This is a genomic window from Actinoallomurus oryzae (assembly GCF_039541955.1).
GTDB classification, from domain to species: domain Bacteria; phylum Actinomycetota; class Actinomycetes; order Streptosporangiales; family Streptosporangiaceae; genus Actinoallomurus; species Actinoallomurus oryzae.
The window spans coordinates 88,321-105,482 of record NZ_BAABHF010000041.1; the positions used below are offsets into that span (position 1 = coordinate 88,321).

At 68.1% G+C, this 17,162-nt stretch carries 14 protein-coding genes; 6 read left to right on the forward strand and 8 right to left on the reverse strand.

What is annotated here, in order from left to right:
* Positions 1 to 123 precede the first annotated feature (123 nt).
* On the reverse strand, positions 124 to 573 hold the full coding sequence (locus ABEA10_RS32910; protein ID WP_345470601.1) for a DUF1931 family protein: 450 nt from the start codon (positions 571 to 573) through the stop codon (positions 124 to 126).
* Positions 574 to 782: 209 nt separating this feature from the next.
* Between ABEA10_RS32910 and ABEA10_RS32915 the strand changes: the two genes are divergently transcribed.
* Positions 783 to 2,111 (forward strand): GAF domain-containing sensor histidine kinase, encoded by a 1,329-nt coding sequence (locus tag ABEA10_RS32915; protein ID WP_345470603.1) that lies wholly within the window; start codon positions 783 to 785, stop codon positions 2,109 to 2,111.
* Between the two features lie 177 nt (positions 2,112 to 2,288).
* On the opposite strand, the gene ABEA10_RS32920 is transcribed toward ABEA10_RS32915, so the two are convergent.
* The 5 genes from ABEA10_RS32920 to rpsD all read right to left on the reverse strand — a co-directional run bounded on the left by ABEA10_RS32920 (position 2,289) and on the right by rpsD (position 8,278).
* Positions 2,289 to 2,639, reverse strand: a complete 351-nt coding sequence (locus ABEA10_RS32920; protein ID WP_329260655.1) for a hypothetical protein — start codon at positions 2,637 to 2,639, stop codon at positions 2,289 to 2,291.
* A gap of 100 nt (positions 2,640 to 2,739) precedes the next feature.
* Positions 2,740 to 3,213 (reverse strand): Hsp20/alpha crystallin family protein, encoded by a 474-nt coding sequence (locus ABEA10_RS32925; protein ID WP_329260652.1) that lies wholly within the window; start codon positions 3,211 to 3,213, stop codon positions 2,740 to 2,742.
* 249 nt (positions 3,214 to 3,462) lie between these two features.
* Positions 3,463 to 6,267, reverse strand: coding sequence for a helix-turn-helix transcriptional regulator (locus ABEA10_RS32930; protein ID WP_345470606.1), 2,805 nt, complete (start codon positions 6,265 to 6,267; stop codon positions 3,463 to 3,465).
* Positions 6,267 to 7,043, reverse strand: coding sequence for a DUF2267 domain-containing protein (locus tag ABEA10_RS32935; RefSeq protein WP_329260647.1), 777 nt, complete (start codon positions 7,041 to 7,043; stop codon positions 6,267 to 6,269). Before ABEA10_RS32935 ends, ABEA10_RS32930 begins: the two co-directional genes overlap by 1 nt.
* A gap of 599 nt (positions 7,044 to 7,642) precedes the next feature.
* Complete coding sequence (gene rpsD / locus ABEA10_RS32940) at positions 7,643 to 8,278, reverse strand: 30S ribosomal protein S4 (RefSeq protein WP_345470621.1); 636 nt, start codon at positions 8,276 to 8,278, stop codon at positions 7,643 to 7,645.
* 109 nt (positions 8,279 to 8,387) lie between these two features.
* Here rpsD and ABEA10_RS32945 point away from each other — a divergent pair, with 109 nt between their 5' ends.
* From ABEA10_RS32945 to ABEA10_RS32955, 3 genes are all read left to right on the forward strand, one after another.
* Entirely contained in the window at positions 8,388 to 9,233 is an 846-nt protein-coding gene (locus ABEA10_RS32945) for an LLM class F420-dependent oxidoreductase (protein WP_345470608.1), read from the forward strand.
* A gap of 520 nt (positions 9,234 to 9,753) precedes the next feature.
* The gene (locus tag ABEA10_RS32950; protein ID WP_345470610.1) at positions 9,754 to 10,392 is read left to right on the forward strand and encodes an adenylate kinase family protein; all 639 of its coding nucleotides are present in this window, start codon (positions 9,754 to 9,756) and stop codon (positions 10,390 to 10,392) included.
* A 61-nt stretch (positions 10,393 to 10,453) separates the two neighbouring features.
* Complete coding sequence (locus tag ABEA10_RS32955) at positions 10,454 to 11,836, forward strand: NAD-dependent succinate-semialdehyde dehydrogenase (protein ID WP_345470612.1); 1,383 nt, start codon at positions 10,454 to 10,456, stop codon at positions 11,834 to 11,836.
* A gap of 189 nt (positions 11,837 to 12,025) precedes the next feature.
* Here ABEA10_RS32955 and ABEA10_RS32960 read toward each other — a convergent pair whose 3' ends face one another.
* Positions 12,026 to 13,141, reverse strand: a complete 1,116-nt coding sequence (locus ABEA10_RS32960) for a glutathione-independent formaldehyde dehydrogenase (RefSeq protein ID WP_345470615.1) — start codon at positions 13,139 to 13,141, stop codon at positions 12,026 to 12,028.
* 823 nt (positions 13,142 to 13,964) lie between these two features.
* Here ABEA10_RS32960 and ABEA10_RS32965 point away from each other — a divergent pair.
* Positions 13,965 to 14,123, forward strand: coding sequence for a hypothetical protein (locus ABEA10_RS32965; RefSeq protein ID WP_345470617.1), 159 nt, complete (start codon positions 13,965 to 13,967; stop codon positions 14,121 to 14,123).
* Between the two features lie 582 nt (positions 14,124 to 14,705).
* Positions 14,706 to 15,362: a dienelactone hydrolase family protein gene (locus ABEA10_RS32970; RefSeq protein ID WP_329260631.1), complete on the forward strand. Its 657-nt coding sequence runs from the start codon at positions 14,706 to 14,708 to the stop codon at positions 15,360 to 15,362.
* A gap of 329 nt (positions 15,363 to 15,691) precedes the next feature.
* Here the strand turns inward: ABEA10_RS32970 and ku are convergent, their stop codons facing one another.
* Positions 15,692 to 16,582: a non-homologous end joining protein Ku gene (ku, locus tag ABEA10_RS32975; protein WP_345470619.1), complete on the reverse strand. Its 891-nt coding sequence runs from the start codon at positions 16,580 to 16,582 to the stop codon at positions 15,692 to 15,694.
* Positions 16,583 to 17,162 lie beyond the last annotated feature (580 nt).

The window sequence follows — 17,162 nt, forward strand, 5'->3', positions numbered from 1 at the left end:
TCCCCAGATCGGGCCGGGGCGTGGAAATTTATGGGAATCGGCGGTGGAGTCTTTGTCGGGGGACGCTCGCGTGACATCCCCGATCGTGTAGTGCAGCCGTCCGTCGGGTGGTCTCGTGCCGGCCTACAGCAAGAGGTCGAACACGCGGGCGACGCGTTCCCAGTGCTCGGTGTGCGGGTTCTTCAGCTTCGGATCGATCAGTTTGAACGCGCGGGCGAGCGCGACGGTCAGCCCTCCGGCGATCTGTGGCAGGCCGGCCTCGGTCTCGTCCGCGACCGTCAGCTCGAACGGCGGGTGCTTGGCGAGCCGCTCCAGGAGCGACTCAAGCTCGATCTCCTCCTCGAGCTTGCGGAACTCGTGGATGCTTTCCTGCAAGCCCTTGGTCACGGGTAGATCGTGCGGCTGGATGATGTCGCGGGCGTTGGCCTTCGCGTGTGCCTGGCCGATGAGGATCAGGTCGTAGATCTTGCCGTCGACGAAGTCGTCGTAGCGCTTGAGGTCGTCCTTGTCGATGTCCAGGCTCGCGGCCGCACGGAACAGGCGCTGAAACTGCGGGATTCCGGTCGGGGGCATGAGTACCACCTCCTGCCCCCAGCCTTGACTCGGGACGGGTTCGCGGCATCCCACGATCGGACGGGGTATCACTCGCGCAAGTGAGAATCGTGTGATCGGTGCGAATTCAGCCCCGCGCCGCTGCCACCTGCTAGGCGCATCGGTTTCACCCACCCGTCGTACGCTGCCATTATGCGGATCGATGACAGGTATCCACTGGCGACGCCCCGATGAAAGTCCGGCGCCCCCGCACACGGACCGCGGACCACAGTTTCGCCCAGGCCGTCCGCGCCATCGTCGAGCCCCTCCGCCGGTGCCTGACGACCGCGGAGCGGGAACCTGAATCCGACGAGCCCGAGGGCCCGCTGGGCGAGGTCGGATGCGAAGGCGCCTTCGAATCTCTACTGGCGGCTCTGGAGCTCTGCCAGATCCAGGTCAGGAGTCTCGCGGACGAGCAGGTGGCGCTCCGCCGGATGGCGATGCTGTCCGCCCAGGCAGCACCGCCGGAGAAGATCTTCCGCGCGGTGTCCCGCGAGATCGGCGAGCTTCTCGGGACCGACTACGTGGTCATCAACCGCTACGAGCCGGATAACACCACCACATCGGTCGGCCACTGGAGCCGACCGGGCAGCCCCGACGTCATGCCTCCGCTGGCCGGACACTGGCCGATCCAGAACGGCTCCGCGACCGAGATCGTGGCACGGACCGGCAAGCCGGCGCGGATCGCCGACTACACCCACGCCGAGACCGAGATGGGCGAATGGGCGCGCGAGCGCGGTATCAGGTCCGTCGTCGCCTGCCCCGTCATGGTGAAGGGACGAGTTTGGGGGATGATCGCCTCTCTCAGCACCGAAGCGCAGCCCGAGGACACGGAGGCGCGCATCCTCCAGCTCGGTGTGTTCGCCAGCGCCGCCATCGACAGCGCCGAGATCGGTGCCGAGCTGCACGCCTCCCGTGCCCGCGTCATCGCGGCCTCGGACGCGACCCGCCGCCGCATCGAACGCAATCTTCACGACGGGGTGCAGCAGCGGCTTATCTCCCTCGGGCTTCAGCTACGCGCGGCGGAGGAATGCCTCGAACCCGGGCAGAACGTGCTCCGGAATCAACTGACCCGGACCGCTCAGGGTCTGACGGACGTGCTGGAAGACCTGCGCGAGATCTCGCGCGGGCTCCATCCGGCATCACTCTCGCGTGGTGGGCTGCGACCCGCCCTCAAGTCACTGGTGCGCCGATTCGCGATGCCGGTCGAGCTCAACGTGGGCATCGACGGGCGCCTGCCCGAGCCCGTCGAGGTGGCGGTCTACTACATCGTGTCCGAAGCACTGACCAACGCGCTCAGACACGCGCACGCGAACAGGGTTCGCGTCGACCTGTCCATAGACAGGGGAGCGGTGCGTGTCTCGGTCCACGACAACGGAATCGGCGGCGCCAAGCTCAGCGGCGGATCAGGGCTCATCGGCCTGAGAGACCGGACCGAGGCTCTCGGCGGCACCTTCCAGCTCGAGAGCCCCCTGGGCGAGGGCACGTCGCTGCTGCTCAAGATCCCGCTGCGCGACTGAGGCCGCCGCCCGCCACTCCGGTGCGAGCACCGACCCCACTCCACGCGATGGATGCCGCGCTCGTCGACGGCCCAGTCGATGATCACGCGTACGGTCCGGGTCACCAGCCCCTGCGCACCGCCGCCGGCTCCAGTCGGCAGCGTCGCCCGGAACGGGCAGCGATAGACCTTGGGGGTGTTACTTCAGCTTGTCGAGCATGCCGTGCAGGTGGGCTGCTGCGACCTCGATGTCGTCGTACTTCCGCTGCGCCGCCCGCACCTCCGCGGCGATCACGCCGCACCGGTGAACCCTGTCGAAGTCCCCGTAGGGGAACTTGTACCTTGACTTCTCGTCCTTGGAGTAGTCGTCGTCGATGCCGAGGTACCACCTGCCGTAGGCGTCGAATCCGAACTTCTCGATGAACTCGTTCTCCTGCTGTGTGGGCGGCTGGTGTTCGCTCCATTCGCCCATCTCATCGACGACGGCTCTCCCCTCGTCGATCAGTTTCTTCGCGTACTCGAAGGACCGCTCACTCAGCTTCACTGCCATGGCTCCCCCTCGATCCGCGGCCAGCTGCTCGGGTCACCCCGGGCGTGCCGGGGACCGTCCGGGGCCGCCCCGGGCAGCTGCGCAGCGGGGTGTGATGTCGTCAGCGCTCGCCTTCGGAGCGTTTACCTTCGGACCGTTCGCCTTCGGACCGTTTGCGTCCGGAGCGGCCATCCGTGATCTCGATGCGGTGCCCCTGGCCTCGCTTGGCCTTGGGAATGCGCAGCGTCAGGACTCCCTCGTCCATGGACGCCTCCACGTTGTCCGAGTCGACATCGGAGGGCAGCGAAGCGTGATAGTGGAACCGCCCGGTCCGTAGGCGCAGCGCGTTCGAGCCTTCTTCTTCCTCTCTGACCTCGCCGTTCACACACAGCTCACGGTCACGAATACCGATGTCGATGTCCGCAGGCGCGATGCCGGGCAGTTCCAGCCGGACGACGTAGCCCTCGTCGTTCTCGTCGATCTCCGCTACCGGCACCCAGGGCCGTTCGGCCTCGGTCTCGACCGCGGGCTGAATGAGCCCTGTCATGCGGTTGACCAGCTCCTGCACGTCCGCGAAAGGATCCCGTCGCAGCATCGCGGCCGGCTCCATCCCGTGTAGTCGGCCAGCTCTGGCACGCCTCATCGGCAATGTCATGGCATACCCCCAATTTTCTCCTGAGTGGCGCCCATACCGGCGTCACTGTCCCCGTAGATCAACGGTCACCGCGACCGGCTAAGGGCGTACGGTCGCCGACGGGGCGTCCCTTTGCGGATACCCGGCCGTACTCCTGCCGACACGGGTCCTTCCTCCTTGGTCCGGCCGGTCGCCATCGGGGGGCGTCCGTTACCGGTTCTCCTCCATGACCCGTCGGGCCAGCTCGAGGCGTGAGCCGATCTGGAGCTTGCGGAAGATGTGACGGAGATGGAAGGCGGTCGTGTGCACGCTGATGAACAGTTGGTCGGCTACCTGCCGGTTGGTCAGTCCCTGGGCGACCAACTCGGAGATCCGGCGCTCGGCGTCGGTGAGGCTGCCCCAGCCCGAGACGGGACGGTCGCCCTGTGTCCAGTGGCGGCGCCGCACGCCCAACCGGCGAAGCCGGCGGCGCACCCGGGCGGCGTCTCGGGCCGCGCCGATGCCGTCGTAACCGGCCAGGGCCTGGTCCAGGCCGGCGATGGCCGCCTGCCGTGACCCGGTGCCCCGGCTCGCGGCCAAAGCGCCGAGGTCCTCCGCCGCGGACGCGCGTGCCCACGGGTCGGCGTGGTCCATGGAGGCGCGGTCCAGCGCGCACGCGTCCCCGTCGAGCAGGCCGCGAGCGTGTTCTGCGGCCGCCGCGACGGCGGGAAAGCCCGGGTTGTGGCGGGCGAGCCGTTCCGCGGCGCCGACCACGATCTCGGCTCGCGCGCGATCGTCCAGGGCGAGCGCGGTGCGTACCAGCCAGGCCGCCGCGGTCGGGTCGCTGACCAACGCCCAGGAGTGTCCGGGCACCTGCTCGCACAGTTCCGCGAGCGCCGTCGCCACAGCACCGGCACCATCACGCGCCATCGCGATCTGGCTTGTCACGAGGGCGAAGCGGGCCTCCGCATGCGGCGAACCGTACTCCGACAGCCCCGGCCGTGCCCGGTCGACGTACCGCTGTGCGGCGTTCGGGTCCCCGGACCGCAGCGCGGCGACGGCGAGCACCCCCAGCGCGGATGACATCAGCACGTGCGGGCCCGGCCCGCTGGTGGCCGCCAGGCCCGCCTCGGCCACGGCGACCGCGTCGTCGAAACGGCCCGCGGCCAGATGCAGGCGGGCGCGGAGCACGGCGGGCGCCGCCGCCCACACGAGGCGTCCGCGCACCTTGGTATCGTCGCCCGCGCTCGCCATCACCGAACGTGCCTCGTCCAGCCGCCGGACGTCGGTCAGGAGCATCGCCAGGATCATCCGGGGATGCAGGCACCAAGCGTCGGTGGACGCCGCCCGGCGGACGGCCTCGCGGGCGAGCCGCAGGCCCTCGGCCAGGTCGTCCGCGTCCCACGCGGCCAGCGCGAGCGTGATGAACGCCCCGGTGACGAGGGCGTCGCCGTGCTCGCCGGGCGCCTCGACGATCGCCTGCGCGTGCTGGCGCGCGAGCGTGCTGTCACGGTCGGCGACCTGGGCGTTGAGTAGCACGAGTTCGGCGACGTCGCGGAGCCGGTCCGGCAGGCCCGGTTCGGCCAGTATGGTCGCGGCGTCCGCCGCGGCCTCGGCCGCCCTGCCCTGCATGTGCAGGATCTCCGACCGGAGGCAGCACAGGCCTGCATGGGTGGCAGCGGTCAGCGGCCGGGTGAGGGCCGATTCGGCGAGACCGGCGGCTTCGTCCAGCCGGCCCGCCTCGATGAGCGTGCGGACGGCGGTGAGCGTGCGGTCGGTCCAGGCCGGTTCGGCGGGATCGGTGAGGCTCACCACCCGAAGCGCGATGTCCGCCGCGGTCCGCGGTGAGACCGGCAGGACATCGTCGACCAGTCGGTCGAGCTCGGCGAGGCCACGGGAATCGGCTGCGCGGACCCCCTGCATCAGATGCGCCGCGGCCGCCGTCGCGGGCCCGCCCCGGCCGAACAGGACGTCGCCGATCTGCCGATGCAGCGCCTTCCGGATGGGAGCCGGAACGGCGTCGGTGACCGCCTGCCACAGCAGGCCATGCCGGAAGGCCAGCTCCTCCCCCGCGACGGTGAGCACGCCCGCCGACAGCGCCTCGTCGAGCCGTGGAACGATCGCGGCCGGGGTCGTGCCAAGCACCGCGGCCGCGGCGTCCGGCGAGAACGAGCGGCCCATAATCGCGGCCACGGTCAGCAGATGGCGCGTCTGCGGGCTCAGCTGGTCAAGCAGGTGCCGTACCGCCGCTTGGAACCGCCGCGGCAGCCGAACCGCGACGAGGCGTGCGCTGCCGTTGCAGGTCTGAATCTCGTTCCCGCCGCGCAGCCCGGCCATGAGCCCGGTGAGCAGGTACGGATTGCCTCCTGACTGACGGACGAACGCCGCCAGCCCCGGATCGGGCACGGCACCGAGCATGTCGATGACGATCCCGGTCAGCGCGTCGTCGTCGAGGGGCGGCAGCGTGATCCGCCGTGCGCCGTCGTATTCGAGGAGGTCGAAGAGGCGGCCGGCGGCCTTCCCCGCTTTCACAGTGCTGCGGGCCAGCAGCCAGGCGACGGGCCTGCCCGTGAGCTGTGACATCCAGGCCCGCAGCGTCACGAGGGCCGTCGGCGCCACCAGCTGAAGGTCGTCGAGGCTAACCAGCACGGGACCGGCCCCTGCTCGTTCGTCGAGACCGGCGCGGATCCTCTCAACCCGCCACATACGCCGGTCCGGCTCGGCGGACGGTCCCCCGCCGTCGGCGATCACGTCCTCGCCAAGGGCCGAAAGCAGCGACTCCACGAGCGGTATCCGGCTGAGCTCGAGCATGCCGGCCGTCACCAACGAGAAGCCGCGCGCACGGGCCGTACGCGTCACCTCGCGGAGGAGACGGCTCTTGCCCATGCCCGGCTCGCCCTCGACGAGCAGGACTCCGGAGCGTCCCTCGTGCGCCGCGGCCAGCAGATCGAGGGCGGCGCTCCACTCGGCCGCACGACCGCGCATCGTCGCCGGCCCGTGAGCCTCCTCGGTGCAGTACGCCGGAAGGGGGCACATCATGGCTCCGGCAGCAGCACGTGGTAGTCCGGCGGCAGCTGGACGGTGACGTCGAAGTACTCTTCGTCCCGTACCGCCTCGCGCAACGTGGCGAAGACCGCCCGGGCGTACTCGCGCGCCTCGAGCGGGTCCACGCCCGCCAGCTCGGCGATGCGGTCCACGAACCGATCGAGCGGCATCCGTCGCGCCGCCCCGCCGCTCGTGGCCCGGCCGCGTCTGAGCGGACCGTGCAACGCGAGGGGAAGCCGCGGGATCAGGTCGTCCACCTCCCCACCGGCGATGCGTTCGGCGAGCGCCTCGAGTACGGCCTCGGTAGCGCGGTGCGCCTCGTCGGCGTCGAGGCCGGCGCGTTCGGCGACCTTGGCCAGGAAGTCTTCGGGCGGCATAACGTCGAAGAACCTGCACTGCGCCTCGGCGACCAGCGGTGCGAAGTCCTGGGGGAGCTCGTCGGCCACATCGGCGATCTCGTCGCGGCTCACCGCCTGCCCTAGCGCGAAGAACACGGCGTGCGCGTGCCGCTCGGCGGTCTCGACGTCAACCCCCTCGCGCTCGGCGACGCGGCGCAGGAACTCATCGATGTCGAAGCCTTCGGCGGCGCGTTGGGTGTGGAGCCAGGGCTTCATCTCCGCGGGGAGTTGTTCGAGGAGATCGCGCGCCTGCCCGGGCGACAGACGCTCGGCCAGCGTCACCAGGGTCGCCCGCGCGGCGCGCTCGGCCAAGTCGCCGCCGATGCCGCCCTCGCGCTGCATGACCTGGATGAACTCACGGTAGTCCACGGTCGCTCCTCCCCGCTCAGGAGCGTCTCGGCGGCGTGCGATGAACGCGACCACACGCCCGCGAGCGTGTATTCGGTCAATCGGTCAGGGACAACGCGAAACCTCGATCGCCGAGCGACCCGCATCGGCGAGACCGATCGATACGGCCATGACTCCACCGTAGCCACCGCCCGGCCGCCCCGCATCCCGCGGTAGGTCGCCCTGCGACGACGGCCCGCCCGGGTGTCGTGATGGGAACAAGCGTCACCACGCGCGCATCGGGGGGACATCATGAAGGCAGTCGTGTGCCGCGGTTCCCGAGACGTACGACATCGGCCGGGTGAAGGTGGTCCTGTGCCCTGAGGACCGGGTCCTCCACGGGACCGGTCCGTCACCCGACGCGGCCCTGACGCTGCGCGAGCCGCGTGGCTCGGCGAGGCGATAGATGGGTACCGTTCCGCCCCCCGACGAGCCGGGGCCGGGAGGCGGCAGGCCATCGGCACGACGGCCGGGATGAGCCGTACTTGTGGTGCGCCCGGGACACGGTACGCGCCATGGTCGCGGACTCCGGACGCCTCCGGGACCTCACCGCCCGCCCCGGCCCTGTGGCCTGGCGGCTGTCAGCGCGCGTAGTACTCGACGACGAGCCGATCGTCGCAGATGACCGGGATCTCCGGGCGGGCCGGCGGTCGCAGCAGCTGGGCCCGCAGAGCGTCCTGGTCGACCCGTAGGTACGCCGGATGCTCCGCGGCGTACTCACCGGTCGCGGCGATGACGAACGGTGTCTTGGCCTTGCTACGCTCCGCGACCTCGATCACCTGACCTGCGTTCAGCCGGTAGGCGGGCTTGTCGACCTTGTGCCCGTCGATGCGGATGTGGCCGTGGCTGACGGCCTGGCGTGCCTGGTAGATGGTCGGAGCGAAACCGGCGCGGAGTACTAGGGCGTCCAGCCGGGTCTCCAGGTCGCACAGCAGTTCCTCACCCGTTCGGCCGGGCCGCCGTACCGCACGCTTGACGGCGCGGCGCAGTTGTCGTTCGCCGATGTTGTACTGGGCGCGCAACCGCTGCTTCTCCAGCAGCCGCGCCTTGTAGTCCGTGTCCTTGATCCGCCCGCGGCCGTGCTGACCGGGACGGGTCGGCCGGCGTTCCATCACCCGGGCCGCCTTCGGAGTCAGCGCCACCCCGAGGGCACGACTCAACCTGACCTTCGACCGTCTGAGGTCCACGGTGCACCCCCGCAACGCTCGTACGGGCATCTCCAGGGACAACGAGGGTCCGGCCGGACTACATTCCACGGCGTCCGGCCGCGTTTGCCTGGGAGTCCGGGCTGGAATGAGTCGCTCTAGAGGACAACCGGGGGGCCAGATGGAATTCGGGGTCGCGACGTTCGTAACCGATGAGGGCATCGCACCGTCGCGGCTCGGGGAGGCACTGGAGGAACGCGGTTTCGCGTCGCTGTTCGTCGCCGAGCACACCCACATCACCGTCGAACGACAGTCGCAATGGCCCGAGGAGGACGAGCTCCCGCCAAAGTACTACCGGACACTCGATCCGTTCGTGACCCTCACGGCGGCGGCCGTGGTGACCGAGCGGCTCCTGCTCGGCACCGGCATTCTCTTGCTGGTCGAACGGGATCCCATCACCTCGGCCAAGGAGATCGCGAGCCTCGACCACGTCTCCGGCGGCCGGGCCGTCGTCGGGATCGGTGCCGGCTGGAACCTGGAGGAGATGCGAAACCACGGCACCGACCCGAAGACCCGGATGGCGCTGCTGCGCGAGCGTGTGCAGGCGATGAAAGAGATCTGGACCAAGGACCAGGCCGAGTACCACGGGACGTTCGTGAACTTCGACCCGATCTTCTGCTGGCCCAAACCCGTACAGCGCCCGCATCCGCCGATCGTCGTGGGCGGCAACGGGCCGAAGGCGCTCGACCGCACGCTGGAGTACGGCGACGGCTGGATGCCGACGTACGGGCTGGGGCCCGAGGAGATCGCCCGCAGGACCGCCGAGCTGGAGCGACGCGCCGTGGAGACCGGCCGGGGCCGGGTCCCCGTATCCGTCTACGCCGTGCCGGGCGAGCGTGAGGTCGTCGCCCGGCTCGCCGACGCCGGCGTCGACCGGGTGCTCTTCGATCTGCCCACGCTGCCGGCCGAGGAGACATGCCGGACGCTGGACGAGCTCGCGGCGGTCGCCCGCTCGTTCACCGCCTGACGTGTCCTGACCGGCGGCTGGTCTTCAAACCATGGAGAGGTTGGTCTCAGTGGCCTCGCCGCGTTCCCATCGGCCGATGCACTCGAGCGGTTCGACGCTCGCGTCTCGTCGATGTGGATGACGTCCCCCCACCAGGTCGAGCTCCGACGGCACGCCCCCGCACCGACATGGTGCCCTACAGATGACCACCACCGATGAGGGCAGGTCCCGGCCCCGTTCACCGAACCGCCATCCGGCCGCGCACGGAGGGCCGTCGTCGACCACAACGACGGTACGGTCGGCGGGCTACGCCATGGGCCACCCCCCGGTACAGCGCCTCCCGGCGTGCCAGCTCACGACCTTCTCGCTCGGCGACCCGCCGAGATCTACGTTTCAAGCCTGGACCCTCCTCGCGCCCGGGAACGCCGAAAGCCGCCATAACGCCCCCTCCGCAGCCTCACGCCGTGCAAACGAACGGATTCTCGCCGCCACTCGCCTGGCGCCCTCCTAGCACGCGACACATGGAGTGTGTGATGGTCTTATGGTGCGTAAGTATCTGCTGGTAGGAGTGCCGGGGAGCGGCAAGAGCACTCACGCTGCCCTGCTGACCCGCGACTTCGATCTCGTGCGGATCAGCGCTGGGGACATCCTTCGCTGGCATGTCAGCCACCACACCAAGATCGGCGCACGCGTGCGGGAGGCCATGGCGGCCGGTCGGCTCGTCGATGACTCGCTCGTGGAAGGGATCATGCGTGAGCGTCTGGAGCAGCACGATTGGAACCACGGGTTCGTCCTCGACGGGTCCCCGCGGAACCGGCGGCAGGCGGAGTTCTTCCTCGAGCGGTACGACCTCGACGCCGTCATCTGCCTCGACGTGCCCGACGCGCAGGCTCGCGACCGTGCGCTGTCGCGACGGATGTGCGGCGACTGCGGCCTCGACTACAACCTCATCGGGGGCCGGCCCCGGCGTGAGGGCGTCTGCGACTCCTGCGGCGGCCGCCTCGAGAGGCGGGAGGACGACACCCCCGAGGCGCTCACTGCCCGGATCGAGGACCACCGGGAGAGCATCGCCGCCCTGCTGGACCGGCTCCGGCGCAAGGCACCGGTCTTCGTCGTCGACGCGAGCGGCGATCTGGACACCGTCCAGGAGGAGATCCGTATGCTCCTCGGGCTCTCCTGACGCCGTTTCGGCCGTCGACAAGGCGGGGATCAGCCTCAGATAGGCATATTCGGGGGGAATCATGCCTTATCAATCGATCAATCCTTACAGTGGCGCGGTCGTCGCCACGTTCGCGGAGATCACCGACGCGGAACTCGAGAACGCCCTGTCACGTGCCCGGTCGGCGTACGAGGAGTGGCATCGGCGAAGCTTCGACGAGCGAGCGGCCGTCACCAGACGCGCGGCCCGGATCCTGCGTGAGCGGCGGGACGAGTTCGCCCGCCTGATGACTCTGGAGATGGGAAAGCTGATCGGTGAGAGCGTCGAAGAGGTGCTCCTGAGCGCGGACATATTCGACTACTACGCCGACAACGCCGAGGGCTTCCTCAGGCCTGTCCCAATCGACACGCGTGAGGGCGAGGCGGTCGTCGTCAGCAGCCCGCTGGGTGTCCTGTTCGGGGTGCAGCCGTGGAACTTCCCGTACTACCAGCTGGCGCGGTTCGCGGTTCCCAACGTGATGGCGGGCAACGTCGTCATGGTCAAGCACGCGTCGAGCGTCCCCCGGTGCGCGCTGGCCTTCGAAGATCTCTACCGCGAGGCCGGTGCGCCGGACGGCGTCTACACCAACCTTTTCGTCACCAAGGAGCAGGTCGGGAAGGTGATCGACGATCCGCGCGTGATGGGGGTGGCCCTTACCGGCAGCGACCATGCGGGCAGTGTCGTCGCGACGCGCGCCGGCAAGGCGATCAAGAAGACCACCCTCGAACTGGGCGGCAGCGATCCGCTGATCGCCCTGCCCGACGCCGATCTGGGCCCGACGGTCCACTGGGCCGTATGGGGCCGCCTCAACAACTGCGGGCAGTGCTGCGTGGCCACCAAGCGGCTCCTCATCCACGAACAGATCGCCGACAAGTTCCTCGATGAGTTCACCGCGGCCCTGAGCGGGCTGGTCGCCGGGGACCCGATGGACGAGCGGACCACCCTACCGCCGATGTCGTCCCAGTCGGCCGCCGACAAGCTGAAGGCGCAGGTGACCGAGGCGGTCGAGCACGGTGCCCGGGCGACCGAGGTCGGCCCTCCGGTGCCGGAGACGGGAGCGTTCGTCCAGCCGACGATCCTCACCGACGTGAGCCGTGACAACCCGGTCTACGGCCAGGAGCTTTTCGGCCCGGTGGCGATGTTCTTCGGCGTCCGGGACGAGAATGAGGCGATCGCCATCGCCAACGACACCGGCTTCGGGCTCGGTGGCGCGGTCTTCACCTCCGACATCGAGCACGGCAAGGAGATCGCTCACCGCATCGAAAGCGGCATGGTCTTCATCAACCATCCCACCTGGACCGCGCCCGAGCTGCCGTTCGGCGGCATCAAGCGGTCCGGCTACGGACGAGAGCTGTCCTGGCTCGGCATCCAGGAGTTCGTCAACAAGAAGCTGATCGACGTCGTTCCGCTCGACGCCGCGCCCTGAGCAGGCCCGGCCATGAGCGCTATCAAGACTGAAACTGCTGCGGCTGATCATGACCCCCAACGTCGGCCTGCTGCTGGAGGGCGTGATGCCGGAGGGCGAGATCAAGCCGGACCGGTCGCCTTCCGACAGGCGACCCCGCGGAGCCGGTTCGGCCCCGCGGGGTCTGGTCATTCAGCGCGGCGCTGCGGGTCAGCCGAAGTTCGGGTGGAGGACCACCTTCGTCCAGCCGGTGTCGCGGTGGTCGAAGTGCTCATAACCCTCCGGCGCCTGATTCAGCGGCAGCTCGTGCGACACGATCCACGACGGCTTGGCCTGGCCTGTCCGGATGAGACGCATCAGCTCGCGGTTGTAGGCCTTGACGTTGCACTGGCCGTTGCCGATGCTCTGCCCCTTGAACCAGAAGAGGCCGTAGTCGAAGGCGACCTCACCCTCCTTGTACAGCGGGTCGGGGCTCTGCGGGTCCTGCGGAATGAAGATCCCGACAACGCCGATGGAGCCGGTGAAACGTACCGACTTGACCAGGTTGTTCAAGGTCATGTTCGGATGCTCGTGCCCCTCCGGGTCATGGGCCTGGTAACCGACGCACTCGCAGCCACGATCGGCTCCGACGCCGTCGGTCTGGTCGAGGATCTGGTCGACGGGCGAGCCCTCCGAGTCGTCGATCGGGATGGCGCCGATCTCCTCCGCGAGCCGGAGGCGGTCCGGATGCCGGTCGACGACGAAGACCTTGCTCGCGCTCTTGAGCGTCGCGGACAGCGCCGCCATCAGGCCGACCGGCCCGGCGCCGTAGATGGCGACCGTGTCTCCCGCCCGCACGCAGGCCAGCTGCGTGGCGTGCCAGCCCGTCGGGAAGATGTCGGACAGCATGACGTAGTCGGTCTGCCGCTCCTCCGCCTCCGGCGGCAGGACGAGGCAGTTGAAGTCGGCGTAGGGAACGCGGAGCAGTTCGGCCTGCCCGCCGTTGTAAGGCCCCATGTCCGCGAAGCCGTACGCGGCGCCCGCCATGTTCGGATCCGGGTTCGCGATGAGGCAGAAGGCGGTGAGCCCGTTCTCACAGTTCTCACAGAAGCCACAGCTGATGTTGAAGGGCATGCACACGAGATCTCCGACCTTGACCCGGTCCACCGCCTCGCCGACCTCAACCACCTCACCCATGTTCTCGTGGCCGAGCACCCGACCGGTCTCCAGGTCCGTACGGCCTTCGTACATGTGCAGGTCAGAGCCGCAGATGTTGGCGGTGGTTATCTTCACCAGCGCGTCCGTCGGCCGTTCGACCCTCGCGTCCGGCACGTCCTCGACCCTCACCGTCCGCGGCCCTTCATACACCACGCCTCTCATAGCGAAACCCCGATTCCCTCGATTCACGAAAAGCGGCCAGTGGCCGCATGTCTTCGAGCACCCAGCCGGAAAACAATCCCCGCAGACACATCCCCTTTTTCGAGTTTCTCACCCATGCAGCCCACGTCAACACAACGACGGATATTTACCCTTGCCGCCAGCATGCAATCTCCATTCACAGGGGACCCAATGAGAACAGTGGCGTCACCGGTAAACTGCGCGTGACGTGCATACTGATCCAGACACCAGGGCAATAGCCCACCCAGACTATTTGCCCTGACTAACAAACTGCTGCGCGTTAATCGCCGCGTCGGCGTCCCCCAGGCCGTTCCCGGCCGGCGACGAACCTTCGGTCCCGTCCCCTTGGCCTCCGGGATCTTCTTTCACCACGAGGGCCACCCAGTGCTCCGTGCCGTCGCAATCTCGCTCTGGACGCACCGCGCCTTGAATCAGGCCAGCCGATCCGACCGTTATCCGATCGACGCCCACATCAAGGTCATGCGACGAGATCAGATCAGAGGCTTGCTAAACCAATAATCCGGACGAAAATGAGGTAGAAGAGCCATAACGCCACAAGCCTCGATGCTGCCCGACGCAGAAAAATACCCCCGATCAGCGACAAGGAGACTGCGAACGGCTGCAGATCACCAGGTGATCTAGAAGAGCAGGCGCAGGCACTGAAGCGCCATCTGGATCGGGCGAGACGCCATCGCCCTTATCCGATTGTGACCCCGACACAAATACCTCCTTTCACCTTGGCCACGCCCGTAGTGGCACCCTCGAGGAGGCGGTGCGTGTCCTGCTCGTGCAGGGGGCCGCTTCCGACATCACGATGGCCGCCACCCACGAGCTTTTCGTGGGAACCCCCGCCGACCGTCCCCGAGATCTTCCGATCCATCGCCTGCTGATCACCGACACGCTCAACCAGGAGCCGACGCCACCGATGTGAGGTCGCCGCGGAGGTCCGTGTCGCACAGCGCGGGTACATGCGACATCGAACTCGCGGCGGCCCACCTACACGGCATACTCGACCAGCTGAAATGACCCAACCGGTCCGGCCGGTGAGCGAGGCGTAGGGTCGAAGAGACAGCAGGTCGCGGGACTCCCGGCGCGGCGTCCTGCGACCAGCCCGAGGTCGGCGGTGACGGGTCATGCCGGAACTCATTCTCAGTGATCGGCGGGACGCGGGGCGCGTGCTGGCCGATCACGGGTTCCTGGTACGCGAGTTCGGGGTGCCGACCCACGTGGAGATCTTCCGTGACGAGACCGGCAAAGAGTTCGTGATCCAGTTCGGCCCCGTCGGTCGTGGAGGCGAGGCAGTCCACTCGGCTGGAGCGGACGATCGGCGTCGTCTACCGGCCGTAGACCGAACGGTACAGCCCCTACTTCCGGGCCCCGTCCGGCGATCCAGTTCGACGCCGTCATCGACATCGACATCGACGAGAAGCGTGTCGTCGAGCCGGTGAGAGCGGGACGAGGCACCGGAGACTTACCCGTCCACGCTCTGACGAGAAGAGGCGATGTGGTCGTCGTGACGGAGAACCGATGGATTCCGGCGACAGGCGCCGTGCTCGACGCGGAGTTGGTCGTCCCCGACCGGCCGCAGGGCACGGTGGTGTTCGCGCTAAGCAGTGGCAGCGGCCACCGCGACCCGGACAACCGCTACATCGCCACCAGCCTAGGAAGCGCCGGCCTGGCCAGTGTCACAACCGACCTGCTCACGTCGGCGGAGGCGCAACGCGACGTACGGGAGGGCCGACTGAAGTTCGACATCGGCCTGCTCACCGGGCGGATGGAGGCGGTGCTGGAGTGGGTGTCGGCGGACGAGCGCCTCAACGGCCTTGACCTCGGGTTCCTCGGCGCCGATACCGGCACCGCGGCGGCACTGTGCACCGCCGCACGGCACTCGGGCATCCGGACGGTCGTCTCCAGCGACGGACGCCCGGATCTGGCCGCTGACTGCTTGCGCGAGGTACGCCAGCCCACGCTGCTGATCGTCAGGTGCGGCGACCCCGTGATCATTGAGTACAACCGTCAGGCGATGGAACTGCTCAACAGTGACGCGCGGCTGGAGATCGTCTCAAATGTTCAGCACCTGTTCGGGGAGACCAGCACGCTGGAGCGCATCGCGCGCCTGACCCGGGACTGGTTCTCCGCGCATCTGGGACGGGCGCGGAACGGCCGATAGCGCGGCCAGACACCAGGCCGCACGGCGTCCGTGCCGTGCGGCGGGTGGCCGGAAGGCGTCAGTGCTCCTTAAAATCACGGATCGCCACAGCGACCTCGCCTCCTCGACGGCATACCAAACCAGAACCTCGCCGCGGTGACCGAGGACCCCTGCCGGCCGCCGTTACCAGCGCCATGATGAACATGTGCTTGTACGCCGGGCAGGCGCCTCATCGGTGATCGCTGCTCTCCAGCCCCATGCGCTTCAGAGCCGGCCCTGACTCCTGAATAAGCGGCTCATGATATTGCTGCCTGAACGCGGCCCTTGTGCCTCCAGCCCCGCACCTGCGCTCAGGCGGACTTGCGTGTGCCGCCCTTCGCCTTGGCTTTGGCGCCCTGGCCCTGCTCGACCTCTCGGATCTCCTCCCTCTCCCCCGCCTCGCCGTCCCGTCTCGCCTCGTCCCTGGGCCGGCCCTTTTTGGCGGCCTCGACACTGGCCCGCAACGCGCTGAGCAGGTCAGCGGCTGCCGGCACCTGTTCCTCCGGCTTCGGTGGCACGATCTGCTTGCCCTCGATCTTCGCCTCGATGAGCTGCTGGAGGGCCTTGCGATAAGCGTCCTCGTACTGATCCGGCTTGAAGTCACCCGCCATCGTTTCGATCAGCGACGAGGCCATCTGTAGCTCCTGAGGGCGGACGTCCACGTCCTCCTCAAGGAACATGAAGTCGGGTTCGCGTACCTCATCCGGCCACAACATCGTCTCGAGCACGACGACACCCTCGCGCACGCGGAGGATGGCGAGCGACTCGCGCTGCCGCAGAGCGACCTTGGCGATGGCCACCTTGCCGGAGTTCTCCAGAGCGTTGCGTAGGAGTACGTACGGTTTGGTGCCCTGGGCCTCCGGCTCCAGATAGTAGGGCTTGTCGAAGAAGATCGGGTCGACCTGCTCCATCGACGCGAACAGCAACACATCGATACGGCGGCTGGTGGGCAACGGAAGGTTGGCCAGGTCTTCGTCGGTCAACACGACGATCTCACCGCTCGGCAGCTCATACCCCGAGGCAATGTCGGAGTACGGCACCTCCTGACCGCACTTGGTGCAGACCCGTTTGAACCTCACACGGCCGCCGTCCTTGCGATGGACCTGGTGGAACGCGACATCTTTCGGCTCGGTCGCGGAGTACAGCTTCACCGGGATCGTGACCAGCCCGAAGGAGATCGCGCCATGCCAGCTGGTACGCATGAGGTTCCCCTACCCCCTGGCGCTGCCGGACCTACCTACGGCAATAGCACGAAGCACGCCGCCGCAAATCCGAACGGCTGTTCGAACTGCCCGCACCGGGCGATCAGGCTCTGGCCCTTGTGGACGATCTCCTATCCCGAATCCAGAATGTCACTCCCGGCCAGGCGGCGACGGCCTGGAGTTTGAGTCGATCGGCGGCGGAGTCTGACCCGTCTACAGGTTGTCGGCCCCGCGAACGTTTCACGCTGTTCGGCTTCCCTCCGGCAACTACCGCTGACGGCGGCTCTATCGGTGCAGCCCGTGCGCGTTAAACCGAGGGCCGATATGTCCCAACGCCCACCGAGTCTGGTCAAGGACAAGAACTATGACCTGATCACCATGCTGCAACGGTGCCTTAACGCGACCTGGCGTTCGGAGACCTACAAGCAAGACGCCCGACGGAAAGCGTGATGTTGAACTGGCCGACCGGTTCGAAAAGTGCAGAGATAGTTGTTCAAGGCGGGAGAGGAAGGCAAGAGGCTGCTAGCTTGAGTTTTAACGTCTGGGTCGGGTGAGGGGACCCAGTTGATCATGAGTGAAG